14 protein-coding genes are annotated in these 17,472 nt (G+C 61.4%); 7 read left to right on the top strand and 7 right to left on the bottom strand.

The genetic code is table 11. The features are described 5' to 3' along the window. Entirely contained in the window at window positions 1–510 is a 510-nt protein-coding gene (locus JSO19_RS10300) for a hypothetical protein (RefSeq protein ID WP_270911564.1), read from the top strand. Here the strand turns inward: JSO19_RS10300 and JSO19_RS10305 are convergent. Continuing rightward, a complete protein-coding gene (locus JSO19_RS10305) occupies window positions 507–1,178 on the bottom strand; it encodes a lysophospholipid acyltransferase family protein (RefSeq protein ID WP_270911565.1) in 672 nt (223 codons plus the stop codon). The two genes, JSO19_RS10300 and JSO19_RS10305, sit on opposite strands and share 4 nt — an antisense overlap. Window positions 1,179–1,294: 116 nt before the next feature. Here JSO19_RS10305 and JSO19_RS10310 point away from each other — a divergent pair, with 116 nt between their 5' ends. From JSO19_RS10310 to JSO19_RS10330, 5 genes are read left to right on the top strand one after another with little or no spacing between them, the layout of a single operon-like run. Further along, window positions 1,295–2,272, top strand: a complete 978-nt coding sequence (locus JSO19_RS10310; protein WP_270911567.1) for an FKBP-type peptidyl-prolyl cis-trans isomerase — start codon at window positions 1,295–1,297, stop codon at window positions 2,270–2,272. A 9-nt stretch (window positions 2,273–2,281) separates the two neighbouring features. Then, the gene (locus JSO19_RS10315) at window positions 2,282–3,610 is read left to right on the top strand and encodes a M50 family metallopeptidase (RefSeq protein ID WP_270911569.1); all 1,329 of its coding nucleotides are present in this window, start codon (window positions 2,282–2,284) and stop codon (window positions 3,608–3,610) included. Between the two features lie 55 nt (window positions 3,611–3,665). Then, complete coding sequence (locus JSO19_RS10320; protein ID WP_270911570.1) at window positions 3,666–4,436, top strand: DsbA family protein; 771 nt, start codon at window positions 3,666–3,668, stop codon at window positions 4,434–4,436. Between the two features lie 3 nt (window positions 4,437–4,439). Further along, window positions 4,440–5,294 carry a cytochrome c biogenesis CcdA family protein gene (locus JSO19_RS10325; protein ID WP_270911572.1) on the top strand — a complete coding sequence of 285 codons (855 nt, stop codon included), beginning with the start codon at window positions 4,440–4,442 and terminating at the stop codon, window positions 5,292–5,294. 29 nt (window positions 5,295–5,323) lie between these two features. Next, complete coding sequence (locus tag JSO19_RS10330; RefSeq protein WP_270911573.1) at window positions 5,324–6,787, top strand: MFS transporter; 1,464 nt, start codon at window positions 5,324–5,326, stop codon at window positions 6,785–6,787. Between the two features lie 63 nt (window positions 6,788–6,850). Here the strand turns inward: JSO19_RS10330 and JSO19_RS10335 are convergent, their stop codons facing one another. The 5 genes from JSO19_RS10335 to lysA form a co-directional block, all read right to left on the bottom strand. Continuing rightward, a complete protein-coding gene (locus JSO19_RS10335; RefSeq protein WP_270911574.1) occupies window positions 6,851–10,219 on the bottom strand; it encodes a Calx-beta domain-containing protein in 3,369 nt (1,122 codons plus the stop codon). Window positions 10,220–10,680: 461 nt separating this feature from the next. Continuing rightward, window positions 10,681–11,463 (bottom strand): amino acid ABC transporter ATP-binding protein, encoded by a 783-nt coding sequence (locus tag JSO19_RS10340; protein ID WP_270911576.1) that lies wholly within the window; start codon window positions 11,461–11,463, stop codon window positions 10,681–10,683. Then, window positions 11,456–12,421 carry an amino acid ABC transporter permease gene (locus JSO19_RS10345; protein WP_270911577.1) on the bottom strand — a complete coding sequence of 322 codons (966 nt, stop codon included), beginning with the start codon at window positions 12,419–12,421 and terminating at the stop codon, window positions 11,456–11,458. Before JSO19_RS10345 ends, JSO19_RS10340 begins: the two co-directional genes overlap by 8 nt. A gap of 11 nt (window positions 12,422–12,432) precedes the next feature. Further along, entirely contained in the window at window positions 12,433–13,407 is a 975-nt protein-coding gene (locus JSO19_RS10350) for an ABC transporter substrate-binding protein (RefSeq protein ID WP_270911578.1), read from the bottom strand. Between the two features lie 58 nt (window positions 13,408–13,465). Continuing rightward, entirely contained in the window at window positions 13,466–14,788 is a 1,323-nt protein-coding gene (lysA, locus tag JSO19_RS10355; protein ID WP_270911579.1) for a diaminopimelate decarboxylase, read from the bottom strand. A 124-nt stretch (window positions 14,789–14,912) separates the two neighbouring features. On the opposite strand from lysA, the gene JSO19_RS10360 reads away from it, so the two are divergent. Then, entirely contained in the window at window positions 14,913–16,541 is a 1,629-nt protein-coding gene (locus JSO19_RS10360; protein WP_270911580.1) for a helix-turn-helix domain-containing protein, read from the top strand. Between the two features lie 16 nt (window positions 16,542–16,557). Here JSO19_RS10360 and JSO19_RS10365 read toward each other — a convergent pair whose 3' ends face one another. Beyond that, window positions 16,558–17,391, bottom strand: coding sequence for a LysR family transcriptional regulator (locus JSO19_RS10365; RefSeq protein ID WP_270911581.1), 834 nt, complete (start codon window positions 17,389–17,391; stop codon window positions 16,558–16,560). Between the last annotated feature and the right edge of the window lie 81 nt (window positions 17,392–17,472).

Raw genomic sequence — 17,472 nt, forward strand, 5'->3', positions numbered from 1 at the left:
ATGGGTGAGCAAGGCGTGCGGCAACAGCGTGCGATGATTTGGCAGCTGGTATTGCCGGTGCTGTGGATCGGCGTCGTTTTCGCCATCTCCTTTATCGAGGCGCCGCTGAAGTTTCAGGCACCCGGCATCACGATTCCGTTGGGGCTCGGCATCGGCCGCCTCGTGTTCACCGCACTCAACGCCGTTGAGGTTGTCCTGGCGCTCGCCCTCATCGTGGTGAGCTTTTGGCCGCGTGCGACGGCGCTCGCCGCCGGGCTCAAAGGGCTGCTGTTGAGCATCGTCATCGTGCTCGTGCTCAAGGTTGCCGTCGTTCGGCCGCCGCTCAATGCCCGCACGAACGAGGTGCTCGCGGGAGCCGATCCGGGGCAGTCGCCGTGGCACTATATCTATATTGCACTCGACCTCGTGCTGTTAGCGCTCCTCGTCGTATTTGTCGTTCGGCAGTCGGGTCGCATTCTCGCCCGAATGGGCGCCCCTACGCCCTCGAAGAGTGAGCCCTCGACGGTCTAGGCGCCCCTGCCGCCCTCGGCGTATTCACCAGAGAATTCCTGACCGCTGAGCTCCTGGATCGCGCGCATGATGCGTTCTGTGACCTCTCGGCGGGCACGGCCGCGCGGCAGATCGCTGAGATCATCGAGTTCGAGCGGCGCGCCAAAACGCATGACGACGGGCTGTTTCCCGTGGCCCTCGGGGGAGTGATGGCCCGTGCCCTGGAGGCCTATGGGCACGATGGTCGCACCCGTTTCGAGGGCGAGCCAGGCGGCCCCGCTGCGGCCCTTGTTTAAGAGCCCCGTGGTCGAACGGGAGCCCTCGGGAAAAACGGCGAAGACGCTACCCGAGAGCAGAAGGTCACGACCGGTTTCGAGCGCTTCCTGGGCCTCGTTGCTCGCCTCTCGCTGTACGGGAACGGCGCCAACGCCTCGCATGACCCAGTTCTTGAACGGGTTCGAAAAGAGCGATGCTTTCGCGAGAAAGCGAACCTGTCGTGGTGAGAAACACGGGATGAGAATGGTGTCGAGGCCCGACAGGTGGTTGCTGACGAGCAGCACAGGCCCGTTGTGCGGCACCGATTCCGAACCGATGACGCGTGGGTGGTAACGAACCCAGAGCAAAGGCCGTAAAACGCTTCTGCCGACGAAGTAGAGCCACCCCGGGCGAGTCGCAACGTGAGAAGGCATATTCAACAGAATAGTAGACACCGCGAATCTTCAGCTTTTCGAGAGCTTCACGCGCGATACTCGATAGCGAATGATCTTCGCCCAAGTGGCGCCGCTGAACCCCTGGATGGAGTCTCGTGAAACGTACGCTCGCCCTTATTCCTGCCGTCTTGCTGCTCGCCGGCACGCTCACCTCGTGCACGAGCGATGAGAAGCCCGTCGCCGATGGCTGTGTCGAGCCGGGGTCGCTGAGCGACTCGGTGAAGGTCGAGGGTGGCTTCGGTGAGCAGCTGAAGCTTGACGTCGATAAGCCCATCAAGGCTGACAAGGTTGAGCGCACCGTGCTCGAGACCGACCAACGCGGCAAGAGCGACGCCATCGGCGAAGACGAGAACGTCTTTACGAGCCTCACCGTCTTTGACGGCACTGATGGCAGCGTGACCGAGTTCACCCAGACGATGCTCACCGCGACGGGCAGCTACTCGCCCTGGGTGAAGCAGACGTTGAACTGCGCCAAAGGTGGCGAGCGCGTCGTCATCGTAACCCCGAAGCAGGACGTCGTGGGTAAGGACAAAGCAAAGGCTGACGAGACGCTCGTCATCGTTTCTGATCTTTATGTTCCCGAGCTCGAAAAAGCCGAGGGCGAAGAGGTGAAGCTTCCTGCCGATCTGCCCGAAGTGTCGGTCGCCAAGAACGGTGAGCCGACCATCACGATTCCTGACTCGGCGAAGGCGCCTGAAACGCTGACGGTCGAGACGATGGTGAAGGGCAAAGGCGACGAGATTAAGCCCGGTGACACCGTCTTCGTTCACTACCGCGGCGTGATCATGCGCACCGGAGAAGAGTTCGACTCAAGCTGGTCGCGTGGCGAATTCAGCCACTTCAATGCTGCAACCGATGAAGAGGCAGCTGAGGTCGGCGCGAAGCTACCCGTCATTCGCGGTTTTCGTGACGCGCTCGTGGGGCAAACCGTTGGCTCACGCGTGATGTCGATCGTGCCTGCCGAAGACGGTGGCTACGGCGGCGAGCGTCTGAAGAGCATGGGCCACGAAGAAGACGACGTGATGGTCTTCGTGCTCGATATCCTGGGCTCAATGCCCGCCACCGTGCAGTAGCCCCCGATCGTGCAAGACGCGCTGCTCTACCTCTTCGGGGTGCTCATTATTTTCGTGGGCCTCGCGCTCTCGATCGCCCTGCACGAGGTAGGGCACCTGCTGCCCGCAAAGCTCTTTCGGGTCAAGGTCACGCAGTTCATGGTGGGCTTTGGCAAGACCCTGTGGTCCCGGAAGAAAGGCGAAACCGAGTACGGGTTCAAACTGATTCCGCTGGGCGGCTACGTTTCGATGATCGGCATGTACCCGCCGAAGCATCCGGGCGAGGTCTCGCGAGAATCAACCACTGGCTTCTTCCAGGAAGTGGTCGGTGAGGCCCGAAAAGCGAGCGCCGAGACGATCACCGTCGGTGACGACGACCGAGCGTTCTACCGGCTTGCCGAGTGGAAAAAGGTCATCATCATGCTCGGTGGCCCGCTCATGAATCTCGTGCTCGCGATCGTCTTCTACGCGATTCTCGTTGCCGGGTTTGGCGTGCCTCAGGCAACGACCACGGTAGGGCAGGTCAACGAGTGTCTCGTGTCTGCAAATGCGCAGGCGACGGAGTGCACGAGCGACATGCCGGAGGCCCCGGCAGCGGCCGCGGGCCTGCTACCCGGCGACACAGTGGTAGCGATCGACGGCGAAGCGATGACCGAGTGGGATCGTGTTCGCGAGATCGTCGCGGCGAATCCGGAACAGCCGTTGAACTTTGAAATTGAACGTGAAGGGAAAACGCAGACGCTGCAGTTGACCCCCGCGGTCAACGAGCGTGCGCGTGCCGATGCCTCTGGAGCGAAGATTGTTGGACCAGACGGTGAGGTCGAGGTTGAATCGGTCGGCATGATGGGCGTCGTGCCCACCATGGAACTCGAACGCCAGCCCGTGACCGCGGCGCCCGCCCTCGTTATTGACAACATTCGGGCCGTGGGCGACGTGATCATCCACATGCCACAGCGTCTCGTTGATGTGTGGCAGGCGGCTTTCGGGAGCGAAGAGCGTGCACTGAACGGCCCCGTGAGCGTGGTCGGCGTTGGCCGCATCGCCGGTGATCTCGTGAGTAACGACGCGACACCGGTCGTCGACAAAGCACAAGCCATGGTTGGGCTTCTCGCCTCGCTGAACGTTGCGCTCTTCGTCTTTAACCTCATTCCGCTCACGCCACTCGATGGCGGGCATATTGCCGGCGCTGTATACGAGGGGGCAAAACGCCGCCTCTGGAAGCTGTTCGGCAAGGGAGATCCCGGCCCGGTTGACACCGCAAAGATGGTTCCCGTGACCCTCGTCGTCGCGACGCTCCTGCTCGGCATGACGCTCCTGCTCATTTATGCCGACATCGTGAAGCCGATGTCGCTCAGCTAGAACGTCGAAGGCTGTCCAGGTCAAAAGCACAAGCGTCTTATAGGGTTGAAAGGCCATGAACGTGACACACTCTGAACAGACCGTTGCCCAGCTCTCAAAGAAGCTGCGGCAGCAGCGTATCCTGAGCCTCATTCTTGCGATTGCGCTCGTCTTTGTGGGGGTCGCCTATAGTCTCCTGTGGAGCGAGACGAAGAGCGATGGGAATCATGCGCAGGGTGACACTGAGCAGATCGCCGACGGCGGTGACCAGACCGCAGCCGAGCCCGACCTCAGCGCAGAACCCTACATGGTGCTCGGTGAGGCCGATGCTCCCGTGACGATCTATGAGTGGACCGACTACACGTGCCCATACTGTGGCCTCTACCACCGCGAGACGCTCCCGACGATCGTGAAGGAGTACATCGACAGCGGCAAGGTGCGCCTCGAGGTGCACGACGTGACCTTTATCGGTGAACAGGCCGAAGACGCGGCTGTTGCTGCCAGGGCCGCCGGTCTGCAAGACCACTACTTTGACTACCTCTTTAAGGTGTACGGGCTGAGCGCTGACGGGGCTAAGCCAAACCTCGACGAGCAGCAGCTGACCGATCTCGCTGCCGAGCTCGACCTTGATCTCGACACCTTCGCGAAAGACTTCGCGAGCGAAGGGTTGCGCCAGGAGGTGCAGGCGAGCACCCAGCAGGCCCAGCAGATGGGCATCAGCGGGGTGCCATTCTTCGTCGTTGCAACCTCGGGCACGCTCGCAGACTCGCAGCAGCTCAACGGTGCTCAAGAGATCGACACCTTCAGGCAGGTCATTGACCAGCAGCTGGAGAGCGCGGGTCGATAACCCGTGTCGATCGGTCTTCTCGGGGCGCTGCTCGCGGGCATGCTCACGCTCCTGAGCCCATGCTCGGTGATGCTTCTGCCCGCCTTCTTCGCTTACGCGTTTACCAACCCGGGCGCCATCATCGCCCGCACGGGCATTTTCTTCGCGGGGCTCTCGGTGACGCTCGTTCCGCTCGGTTTGCTCGCGGGCTCGCTTGGGCTGTGGATTCAGCAGTACCGAGAAACCATTGTGCTCGTCGCCGCCGTGCTCGTGATTGTTCTCGGGGCGGCAATGCTTCTCGGCTTGCCCATTCCCGGTCTGACGCGACAGCGTAGTGCAGAGTCGACCTCGGTGGCCTCGGTCTTTGCGCTGGGCACGATTTACGGCGTCGCTGGCGTGTGTGCCGGCCCGCTGCTTGGCGCGGTGCTCACGGTCGCTGGCGCAGGCGCGAACCCGCTGTACGGCGGGCTCATTATGTTCGCGTTTGCGACCGGCATGGTGATTCCGCTGCTCGTGCTCGCGCTGTTGTGGGAAAAGACTCCCGCGATCCGCACCCTCGTTCGGCCAAGAACCGTTCAGATCGGGCGCTGGAGCAACACGTGGACCCAGATCATTGGGGGAGCGCTCACGGTGATTGTCGGGGTGCTGCTCGTGATCACGAACGGAACGGCGAGCCTCGGCAGCGTCTTTACCGTCGAGCAACAGTTCACGCTTGAGTCGTCGGTTATGCGCTTTGCCGGCGCTATTCCGCCGGCGATCTCGGCGCTTGTCGCGCTCGCGATTCTCGCGACCGTGTGGTTTACCGTCTGGTATCGACCGCGAAAAGTCAAGGCGAAAAGGGCGACCGAGGCTCAGGAGAGTCGAACAGCGCTGGAGTAGACTCTGAGGGTTCACGAAGAGAGGGATCCATGAAGCAGAATACGACCATTAGACCGTGGGCGGCCCTATGGACCCTGGTGCTCGGATTCTTCATGATTCTCGTCGACACGACGATCGTGTCGGTGGCAAACCCCACCATCATGCGTGGCCTCGATACCACGATGACGGCCACGCTCTGGGCCACGAGCGCATACCTGCTCGCATACGCGGTGCCGCTGCTTATTACCGGTCGTCTTGGCGATCGCTTCGGCCCGCGCCGCGTGTACCTCGTCGGCCTCGCGACCTTCACGATTGCCTCGCTCATGTGTGGCCTCGCGCCGAACATCGAGACGCTCATTGCGGCCCGCGCGCTGCAGGGCATTGGCGCTTCGTGCATGACCCCGCAGACGATGTCGGTCATCACCCGCATCTTCCCGCCCAACCAGCGCGGGAGCGCGATGGCGATCTGGGGCGTGACCGCTGGCGTTGCAATGCTCGTCGGGCCCATTCTTGGCGGCTTCTTGCTCGGTGCCGTGGGCTGGGAGTGGATCTTCTTCATCAACGTGCCCGTGGGCGTCGTCGCCTTCTGGCTGACCATGCGCAACGTGCCGGTGCTGCCCACCAACGCACACCGCTTCGACATTCTCGGCGTCGTGCTGAGCGCCCTCGGCACCTTCCTCGTGGTCTTCGGAATTCAGGAGGGTGAAACCTTCGACTGGGGCACAATGTGGGGCCCGGTGAGCATCTGGGGCCTCATCATCACCGGCGTTATCGTGCTGGCGCTCTTCGTCGTGTGGCAAAAGGTGCAGCGCGGCGAGCCGCTCATGCCCCTCATTATGTTCTCAGACCGCAACTTCTCGGTTGGCAGCATCGCCATCATGCTCGTTGGGCTGACCACCACGGCCCTCGCGCTGCCGCTCATGTTCTACCTGCAGCTCGTTCGCGGCCTGACCCCGGCTCAGTCGGCGCTCATGCTCTTGCCTCAGGCGGTGCTCTCGATTATTCTCGCGAGGCCCATCGGTAAGCTCGTCGACCGCCGCGACAGCCGCCGCGTCAACACCCTCGGCCTCACACTGCAGGGCATCGGTATCGCGAGCTATGTTCCGCTCATGCTGGGCGAGGGGCACATCGCGCTGTTGCTCATCCCGAGTACGATTCTCGGCGTCGCTAACTCGATGATGTGGGGGCCTCTCGCCTCGATCACGATGTACAACGTCAACCCGGTTCACGCGGGCGCCGCATCTGGCGTCTACAACACGAGCCGCCAGCTTGGTGCGGTGCTCGGCTCGGCGGCCATGGCCATGCTCATGTCGGCACGTCTGAGCAGCAAGCTTGGTGAAGATGCTGGCATCGGCACTGAAACGGTGGGGCAGCTCGCTGAACAGTTTAGAGATGGCTACGCCGAGGCGATGGCCCAGTCAATACTGCTGCCGGCCGTGGCGATCATTATCGGCGCTATCGTGACCCTCTGGTTTGCGCCCCGGCCCAAAGAAGACGCCGTCACCTCGGTTTAACAAAAAACCGGTTTGCGCGAGCCGTTCTGGCCCGCGCAAACCGGTTATGCATCCTGCGGCGCGTTAGTTGCGCAGGCTCCGCCTGTTCCACGCCACGAGGAGCATCGAGCCAGCGAGGAGCGCCAGAATCGCCGCTCCTCCAATCGCGATCCCGAGTGTCCAAGGTGCGCCCGTGGCTGCGAGGGCTCGCGCGTCGTCGCTCTTGCCGTTGTCGGCGAGTGCGGATCCGCTCCCGCCGCCGGTCCCGCCGCCAGCGCTTGATCCGCCGCCATTCGAGCCGCCGTCGGTGCCGCCGCCTGTGCCTCCGCTACCGTCGCCACCCCCGTCACCGGGGTTCGGTACGACCTGGTCATCGGCTTCGTAGATGATCGTGCCAACCGAGGTGGCGCTTTCGCCCAGCTCGGCGTACTCACTCGGATCGGCGAGCTCGATGGTAAAGGCTCTCGGGCTACTTCCCTTGAACCCAGACATGGTGGTGACCGTGACCTCGATCGGGTCGCGGTTGTCTGGCTGCCAGGTGATCACCTCGTCGACCGGTTCATAGTGCGTGCCCGCCTCTGCCTCCTGGTCGTTCGTGAACACGCGAACGCTCAGTTCGCCTGCCCACGCAGGCTCGTCGAGTTGTTCTGGAGTGATCGTGAAAACGAGCGGTTCGCCAGCACGGGTGCTTTGCTTACCCGAGATGCTCAGCGTTGTTGGGTGCGGCACGGGGTAGGGGATCGTCGCTGACGCGGTTGCTCGCGCGCCGACGATGGCGTACTCGCTGGGGTCACTGAGCTCGACCGTGAAGTGTCGCTCGGGGTCACCAGCGGCGCCGGCCTTGAGCGGCACCTCAACGGTTACATCGTCAGTTTCGCCCGCGGCCCAAGTGAGCACCGTATCGACGGCCTCGTAGTGCTCGCCCGCTTTCGCGGTCCCATCATGGGTCATGAAGCGAACGCTCGTTTCACCCAGCCAGGGGTTCTTATCGGCATCGGTTCGGCTGACGGTAAAGGTGACCGTCTCGGCGCCCGGTTCTACCGTTTGATCGCCGCCGAGCGACAGGAGCGAAGGCTCGGGAACGGGGTATGCAATGGTCATGAGGGTTGTTTCTGGAACCCCGAGCTCCATGTGCGTGCTCGGATCCACGAGCTCGACTCCGAAGTCAAGGTCGGGGGTTCCGGCCGCACCGGGAAGTACGGTGACCTCGATCTCTTTATCTTCGAAGTCGCCGGGGCCCCACTCAAGCACGGTGTTCACGGGCTCATAGTGCGTTCCCGCTCGCGCAAAGCCGTCCTGCGTCATGACGTGCACGCTGGCCGCGCCATTCCAGTGGTTCTTGGCTGCCTTGTTGCGAGAAACCGTGAGCGTTGCCTTTTGCGTGTCTACCGTGCTCGCCTCGACCTCGTATGCCTCATTGATCGTGAACGATGACGGCTCTGGGGCGGGGAACTCGATGAAGCCGTCGCTCGAAAAACCGCCACCGAGCTCAGAGACGCCGTCTGGCAGAGGGCTGCTGAGCTCAAGCGTCATGGCGACGCCGGGCGACCCCGCCGCGTTCTCGTCGGTAAGCGTTGGCACGGTGACCGTTTTGTCCGCGGTGTCGTTTGGCCCCCAGGAGAGGGTTCCCTCGGTCTTGGTGTAGTGCACGCTGCTTTCGGCACTGCCATCAACCGTGCGGTACTGCACACTTGCCGCTCCGGTGAAGGGGTTCTCGTCGGCGTCGGCACGGGTCACGGTGAAGACGAGGTCTTCGCCCGCCTCGACTTGCTGGTCTTCGCCAATCTCAAAAATCGTTTTCCCCGGCTCAGGAACCAGGAGGTCGAACCGGTCGGTCATGGTGTTGCCGAGGGCGTCAGCAACCTGCACGGTGAACGCCCAATAGCCGATGGCGTCCTGCCCCTCGGGCTCAATCGTGAGAACGCCGGTCGACTCGTCGAGCGTGACCCAGTCGGGCATCGCAGAGTCGTCGTCCATTGGCTTAATGGTGTAGGTGGCTGCGGGGAAGCCCTCGGTGGTCTCGATCTGCTGCTCAAAGTGCTCGCCGAGGCTTACGGTCGCGCTATCTTCGCTCGTGATCGAGCTCCACACAATGGGCATTTTGACGGTACCTGCGAAGCGGTCGTTGCCTTTCGGATTCTGCGAGAACGAGTACTCAAGATCTGGCCACGCCTTGCGCACCTCGATCGTGACGACCGGCATGGCGTCGGTTTCGAGCGGCTCGAGGTTGCCCCCGAAGTCTGGAAACTGGCCTTGCTCGCGCAGTTCAAGGTCGCCCGTCGTGTCATACATGAAGCGCTTCGCCCCGGTGGGCACGTACTGCTTTTGGTCGGGGAAAGAAATGTCCTGCGCAGTGATCGCGAAGGTGCCCACTGACACGGCCTCTGGTGCTGCAGGCAGGCCCACGAGCGAGGTCACGTGGTTTGAGAGGGCCTGGATGTTCTTGAGACTTGGCAGGTTCGACAGTGCGTCAATCGAGGTGACGCCGATCGCGTTCATGTGAATGCGCGAGAGCGTCGGGTTGTTGCGAAGCGGATCAAGGTTGCCGGCGATGCCGATGTTGTTCATGACGTGCAGGTCGGTCATCTTGTGCATCGCTTCAATGCCCTCGAGGCTCTGTAACTTCGCGTGGTCGAGGTCGAGGTTTTTCATGTTGACGAGTCCCGCGATCGGGCGCAAATCTTCAACGAGCGTCGAAGAGGCGGTCAGCGTCGAGATCGAGGTGAGTTCGGCGAGCGGGCTGAGATCAGACACCTTCGACTTCTGAACGTTGAGGTACTGCAGTGACTCGAGGCTGGCGAGGGGCTCAAGGTTCTCGAGATCAGAGAGCGCCGCCGCGCTGAGCGACGTGATCTTTGTCAAGCCCGAGAGCGGCGAGAGATCAGTGAGCTTCGGCGAGTTGAACGAAATGTCAACGGTCCTGAGACCGGTCATCTCTTTCATCGCGCTAATGTCTGAAAGCTCTGGGCTATACGTCACCTTGAGAGTGCTGAGCGCCTTGGGGAGCTCAAGCCCGGCAAACGCCTCGTTGGTCAGATCGGTTCTCGTGAGCATGAGCGAAGTCATCTTGGGGAGCCCCGAGAGTGGCTTCAGCGAGTCGGCATCTCGGAACGTGTGCTGTGCGCCAATAAAAGTCACGTTCCGAATCTCGCTGGCCTGCTCGATGCCCTCGAGGCTCTTCACCGCGAACGAGTCGTTGCAGTTCAGCGAAAAGAACTTCTTCAGATCGGCCTCGGTGATGGTCTCGTCGGGCGCGCGCCCGGAGCCGATCCCCTTGTTGATGCACGCCGTGAGCTGATCGTCAGCGAACACGATCGGTGCGTCTGACTCATCGGCCGAAGCTTGCGGCGCGAGCGCCACCTGCGCCCCGAACGCCAGTGTGAAAGCCGTGCCAATTGCGAGCGCAGCCCGTGCGAACCGTGGTCGAAGTGTGAGACCTCGAACGTTCCCCATCGTTCCCCCTGTGTATGTGTCAACGCGAATGCTGAGAGTCGCGCGACTTGACTCTTTTCATCGATACGATGACCCCTAGGTCACAGGCAAGCCTATCGAGGCTTGCGCTTCGCTGTCCAGGCGGCGGATCGCTCCCGCCTTCCCGCGTTAGTCGTTCGTCTGAGGTGCCGGGTCGTCTGCTGCCGCCGGTTCTGGTGGGTGCAGGTTCTTGTGGGGGTCGGTTCTTGAGAGTGCCGGTTCTCGTGGCGTGCTTGGTACCGGTCGGCGATCCGCGTGTGTGGGGCTTGCTCGGGCTTTGCTCGGGGCTCGCGCGGCTCTTGCGCGGGGTTTTACCGTCTACTTGACGAAAAGTAGGGTGTGAGCGCTCAAACACCCTGCTTTTCGTCAAGTAGACGCGGGAGTGGCGCAGCCGAAGAATCGAACGGCTGCTCTTTATGGCCGTCAACAGCACTCCTGCCGAGCTAAAGCACGCTTGCGAGAAAGCTCTTGGTCCGTTCACTCTGCGGGTTATCGAATACCTCATTCGGGTTACCGGACTCGACGACCACGCCATCGTCTATGAAGACCACAGTGTCGGCGGCGCTTCTCGCAAAGCCGATTTCGTGGGTCACGACGACCATCGTTGTGCCGGCCTGCGCGAGGTCACGCATAACCTCGAGAACATCGCCAACGAGTTCCGGGTCGAGCGCACTCGTGGGCTCGTCGAACAGCATGATCTTTGGCTTCATCGCGAGGGCTCGTGCGATCGCCACGCGTTGCTGCTGACCGCCCGAGAGCTGAGCCGGGTAATGCTGGGCCCACTCGACGAGCCCCACCTTGTCGAGCAGGTGCATTGCTTCTTGACGCACTTCAGACCTGGGCCGGTGTGCAACTCCTACTGGAGCTTCCATGATGTTGTCGAGGGCGGTTTTATGCGGGAACAGGTTAAAGCGCTGAAACACCATTCCGATCTTGCGGCGCTGTTTCGCGACCGCGCGAGGGTGCAGCTCGTAGAGCTCACCATTTTTCTCGCGGTATCCAACGAGTTCGTCGTCGACAAAGATCTTGCCACCGTTGATGGTTTCGAGGTGGTTGATGCAACGCAGGAGGGTTGACTTTCCTGAGCCAGAGGGCCCGAGCAAGCAGGTCACTTCACCCTCGCGCACATCCATGTCGATTCCTTTAAGCACCTCGAGCGAAGCGAAGCGTTTGCGTACACCTCGGAGGCGCACAAATGCAGTTTCATCGAGTACTTGGTCAGGCATTGCGCTGCTCCTTACGCTGCTTCTTGCGTGCTCTCTGGACCTGAATTGAGCCGGTATACTCTTTCGCTTTCGCCATGAGTGACTGCGGTTGGTTGCGGCTGCTACCCCGGCCAAAGTGCCGCTCGAGGTAGTGCTGTGGCACCGAGAGGACCGAGACGATGGCGAGATACCAAATGCTCACCACGATGAGTAGCTCGACCTGACGCAGATTCTGGGCCGAAATTTGTGTGGCTTGTGTGTAGAGCTCAAGAACGGCAATGAGCGAGAGCAACGAGGTGTTTTTAATCATTGAGATGAGCTGGTTGCCCATGGGCGGAATAATGACTCGCATCGCCTGTGGTAGGAGGATACGTCTGAAGCAATAGCTCGGGCTCATGCCGAGCGACGCAGCGGCTTCCTGCTGGCCCTCATCGACCGAGAGCATGCCCGAGCGAACGATCTCAGAGGAGTATGCGGCCTCGTTGAGCGTCAGTGCGATGATGCCTGCGACAAGCGCGGTGAGGAGCTTGTTCGTGTCCTCTTGCCAAAACACGATGTCGGTAAATGGAATACCGATGGTGATCTTCTCGAAGATGAGACCAAAGTAGCCCCAAATAACGATTTGCACGAGCAGTGGAGTTCCTCGGAACGCCCAAACGTATACCGCAGCAACCGCCACGAGTACCGGGTTACCAGACATTCGCATTGCCGCGATGAGTACCGCGAGAAGAGCGGCGGCAAACATGGCAATGATGGTGATGATGAGGGTGAGACGCACCCCCGAGAGAATGCGCGGGTGAAACATGAATTCACCAATGGTCGCGAAATCAATGTTTTTGTTGGTGGCGATTGCCTGCACAAACGCCACCAACAAAAACACAATCACGACGGTACTGACCCAGCGCCAGGGGCGGCGCAGCGAGTGAACGACGTTGTCGAACTCCCTGCTCGGGCCCTGCGGCGTTATTGCCTTCGTCATGAGCGTTCGCCTTACTCGGTTGCTGCGTTCACGAGCGCTGAGTCAAGCGCGAGTGATCCCATGCCATGCTCATCGAGAATGGCCTGGTAGGTTCCGTCGTCGATGAGTGATTGCATAGCCGCCTGGAGTGCGTCGGTCAGCTCGGTGCGGTCGTTGAGAAGACCGAATCCCGTGTATACCGGGTTGAACCCCTGGGGGTTCTCGGGGTCTTCGACGAGTTCAAAGTACTCACCGTTTCCTGCGGTTCGGGCGGTATAGGCCGCGACGGGAGCGTCAACGATGTAGGCCTGGGCCCTGCCCGCACGGAGCGCGGTTTGTGAGTCCTGGGCGACGGGAAGCGCCTGCACTTCGATGCCCTCTTTGCCACTCGCGATGCATTCTTCTGAGAGCTCTGCGAGCAGCTCGGCCTGAAGCGTTGACTTCTGCGTTGAGGCGCTGTGGCCACAAAGGTCGGTGAGGGTCTTGATATTTTCTGGGTTTCCCTTGGCGACGACGATTGCAAAGCCAGCCTGAATCTCTTCAATGAAGTTCAGTGTCTGCTGGCGCTCCTTTGAATCGTTCATGCCCATCATGATGATGTCGTGGCGGTCAGACTGTAGCGAGGGAATCACTGATTCAAAGGGCTGGTGCTCGACCGTGAACTCGACGCCAAGTTTAGCGCCGAGCGCAATTGACATGTCAGCGTCAACGCCGATGAGGTCGTTGTCATCGTTGACCTCGATAAAGGGCGGGTAAGGCACTCCCATTGCGACCCGAACGGTACCCCGTTCAGTGATTTCTGAGGGGAGAAGGGCTGATGCTGCCTCGTCGGTCTCAACACTGAAGTCGGTAGTTTGCTGCAGTGAGAGCGTGCCCTGACTACCACCACCGTTGGCGGCGACCGTATCGTCGTTTTCGCCTGAGGTCTCAGCGCTACAAGCACTGAGCGCGAGCAAGGCGGTTGCTGCGACGGCGAGGGGCATGAGGGGTCGAGTCTTTCGTAACATGGGTGTTCCTTTCAAACTGAAACGGCATTGTTTCTCTGGTGGTCTGGAAATGGGCTGGTCAGGATTTTTGGGAAGTAAGAACAGGCAATCGCGTCCAGTCGTGCTCTAGTGCAGGTTCGTGGGCTTCGAGATAGCCCTCGTACGTTTGCCGCCTGACCGCGAGCGTTGCTTCTTCGTCGCGGCAGAACACGACAGCCGGGTGCAGCGCGCCATTGTAGTTATTGGCGAAGGTATAGCCGTATGCACCGGTTGCCGCGATGATAACGGTGTCGCCGGGGGCCGGTGCGTGAAGTGGTGCTCGGTCGACCAGAAGGTCGCCTGACTCACACTGTCTGCCAACGAGCTGCACGAGGGTGTCGGGTGCCTCGGTGACGCGATCGGCTACGACCGCGGTGAACCGGTCGTCGGTGAGCGCGATATTCATGAGCTCTGACATGCCGCCGTCGACAGCGACGAATGTTTCGAGCGAGCGTTTCACCGTGCGCACGGTATAGGCCGTGATGCCGCTACGCGCGACGAGCGAGCGACCCGGTTCGATGATGAGCTCGACGTCGTCAGGAAGCACCGTTGCGGCGAGCCCGCAGAGTCCATCGAGGTACTCTTCGATTTCAGGGGCGTCGTCGGCTTCTGAGTAGTTCACCCCGAGCCCGCCGCCGAGGTTGTATACGTCGAAACTGCCAACGTTCGCGATGACCCGAAGCGCCTCGAGAAACGGCTCGACGTCGAGAATCTGCGAACCAATGTGCACGTGCACGCCGCGCACCCGTACTCGTTCGCTCCCTTCGATCCGCCTGATGAGCGCGAGAGCTGCCTCGATGGGCATGCCAAACTTCGAGTGCGTGCCGCCGGTCTGAATGGAGGGATGGGTGTCGGCTTCGACACCGGGAAGAACCCGAATGAGTACGTCTTGTGGCGTCGTCGCGTGCTCTTCGATGAGGGCGACATCGTGGTCATTGTCAATGACGATGAGGCCGACGCCGACCTTGGTCGCAAGATTGATTTCTGCACTGCTCTTTGCGTTGCCGTGCAACACAATGTTGGCTGCGGTCACCCCGGCTGCGAGAGCCATGCGCAATTCTCCCTCACCCGCGACATCGACCGAGAGTCCCTCGGCTTCTGCGATCGCGTAGGCGGCGATGCACGGCAACGACTTCGAGGCGAAACACACTCGCGACTTGGGCCACCGACTGCGCAACCCTTCGCGGTATCGCCGCATGGTTTCTCGAAGATGCAGTTCGTCGTACACGAAGAGTGGGGTGCCGAAGCGGCCCGCGAGGTCGGTCACCGAGCACCCTCCAATGGTGAGTGCTCCCGTGTCGTCGATCCCCGCTGTACTAGGTAACAGGCGGGCAAGGGATGGGGGTAGGGAAGTGTCGCTCATCGAATCAAACCTCGGCTTCATTGTCGGGTGTCGCGGTGTCTGGAGGGCCGACTTACTGGCCCGCTTCTTCAACGCTAGATGAGTGCGGGTGCGCGATTCTTATCGGTTTCGATAGGGTTTTGTCATGTCAGTGTTGAAACCGATAATTTTACGTGCCGACGGCAAAGAAGCCGGGCTCGCGCTGCTCACGGTCGAGGAACGCCTTGGTAGTGACGTGATGAAGGTCGAACTGCCGCCGGGTGCTCAGAGCCCTCTCGTTCGTTCGCTCGACCTCTATGATGCCTCGAGCTCCGCCCAGTCGAATGACCAGGGCGGGGGAGGGATGCTGCTCTGTCTCGTCTCGGCCGAGGCGATGCGTGAGCGCGAGGTTCAGCGTGCCCTCGACTTTGCGGTCGCGAGTGAGTGTGCAGCGGTCGTGACGAAACTCTCTGACGAGGGAGCGCGCAGTGTGATTGAAGCGAAAATTCTTAACGCTGGCCTTGCGTCGGTGGCGTTGCACCCTGATGTTGGCTGGCGGGAGTTTGACGGGCTGCTTACGACCACGCTTGGCGAACACGCACAGTCGCTCACCCTCGCCCCGTCGGTTGGCGACAAGCTCTTTGCCCTCGCGAACACCGTGGCTCGGGTGTTCGGCGGATCGGTCGCGATCGAAGACCACCAACGCAGCATTCTCGCCCACTCTTCGGTCTCGGGCCAAGCCATCGACGAGTTGCGTACAACGGGCATCTTGTTTCGTCGCGCGGGTGACGCACCCGTCAATGAGGATCGCTACCGCAGAGTGTTCGAAGCCGAGGGTCCCGTGCGGTTCATTCGATACGGAGACTATCTGCCACGAGTAGCGATCGCGGTTCGGGCGGGTACTATTCCACTCGGATCGATCTGGGCCCTCGATCCGCAAGCAGATACTGAGGCCGAGGGCGCAGCGCTCGCCGAAGCGAAGACGCAGGTGCTTGAACAGGCGGCTACGATGGCCGCGGGAACGCTACTCGAGGCGTGGAAAGCGACGAATCGCTCAACGTCTCGCAGGGAGTCGGCGCTACGCAGGGTGCTCATTGCTGCCGCCCAGCAGGGCGATCGTGAAGCGCTCGATCCGACGGGGGAAGCGGCGGGGGTAATTCTCGTTGCCGAGGTTGCTGCCGGCCCACGCTCGGCCGGGCGTATCGCTGAGGCGAGGGGAGTGTTTGCGAGGCATCTTGCGATGTATATTCCGAACGTTGTTGTTTCGGCAGAAGCCAACGAGATCATCGCCCTGTGCCCCACCGAGCGCGTCGACGAGGTGCGTGGGTGGGCGCTTGAAGCGCTCGCCGACCTCTCTGCCGACACCGCCAGCGGCCTTCGCGTCGGCGTGAGCGATCCGCACACGATTACGACACGGCTGCCCTTCGCAGTGAACGAAGCGCGCGATGTTGCGAAGCACTCACGTGATGTGGCTGAACCAGTGGGCACGGTTGCCGGGGTTCGCACCCAGCTGTTTCTGGCTGCCTGCCGAGCCCAGCTCGACCTTGACGACCGGCTGATGCTGCCAGAAGTGCGAGAGTTGCTCGACGCGGGCGAGGGTCGCCAGCAGCTCATCGAGACGTTCATTGAGTGGCTTGCGGCGGCGGGAAACGTGGGCAGAGCCGCAGAGCAGTTACGGGTGCACGAGCAAACCGTGCGCTACCGGCTGCGGCGGCTACGCGAGCTCTTGCCGCTCGAAGGTGCCCGCCCTGATTACTTGCTTGCGCTCTGGTCACAGTTGCGTTGCGCGCGCTGAGGGCATGAGAGAGCGATTATCGGAGGGCGAGAGCAGCATTCATGAGGCCGCGAACCGCCTCCCTGGTGTCATTCGCTCGGCAGCCGATAACTATTGCGCTGGGTGACGCGTCGGCCACCGGCACGTATGCGACACCCTCTGCGGGGGCTCCCGCGAGTGAACGAGGCAGCACCGCGATCACACGGCCGAGGCGCACTAGCGGCATGAGCTCGGTGACGCTTGTCACGGTATGGGCACCGGTCGTTTCGCTGCGGTCAAAAGACCACTGGGCGAACATCTCGCCGTCGAGCTCGGCAGTGTCAACGCTTGCTCGGCTTGCGAAGCGGTGATGAGAGGGGAGCAGCGCGATCCGCCCTTCTTTGTGAATGGTGATCGTCGTGAGCCCTGCCGTGTCTTCGAACGGGGTGTAGAGCAGCGCGGCATCGGCGAGACCTTCGCGAACGAGCGAAGCCCGCTCTGCTCCTGGGTGAAACAGGATGTCGACTTGTCTCGCTCCGGGGTGCTGCGCGTATCCTTCCAAAAGGGCCGAGAGAGCCCCGCCGTCTCCGCCTGGTTTCATCGCCAAGCGAAGGGAAGCGGTTTCGCTTGCCCTTCGGGCGGCGCGAGCGGCAGCATCAATTGCGTTGAGTGCGTGCCGCCCGTGTTCGAGGAGGGCTTCGCCTGCCGGTGTCAGGGCGACGCTTCTGCTCGTGCGGGCGAAGAGTTCAACACCGAGACGTTTCTCTAAGCGTTGGACCGCTTTCGAGAGGGCCGGCTGGGCGAGGTGCAGTGTCTCTGCTGCGCGGCCGAAATGCAACTCTTCAGCGACCACAACAAAATAGTTGAGGTCGCGTACTTCGAGGTAATCCATTCCTGCAGGGTATCAATGTTGCCTCAAGTGGTATTGGACGTGGGCGTGAACGAGTGTTTTTCTTAATGGTATGTACAAACA

Origin of the sequence: Leucobacter sp. UCMA 4100, from assembly GCF_027853335.1 — a bacterium.
Taxonomy (GTDB): Bacteria; Actinomycetota; Actinomycetes; order Actinomycetales; family Microbacteriaceae; genus Leucobacter_A.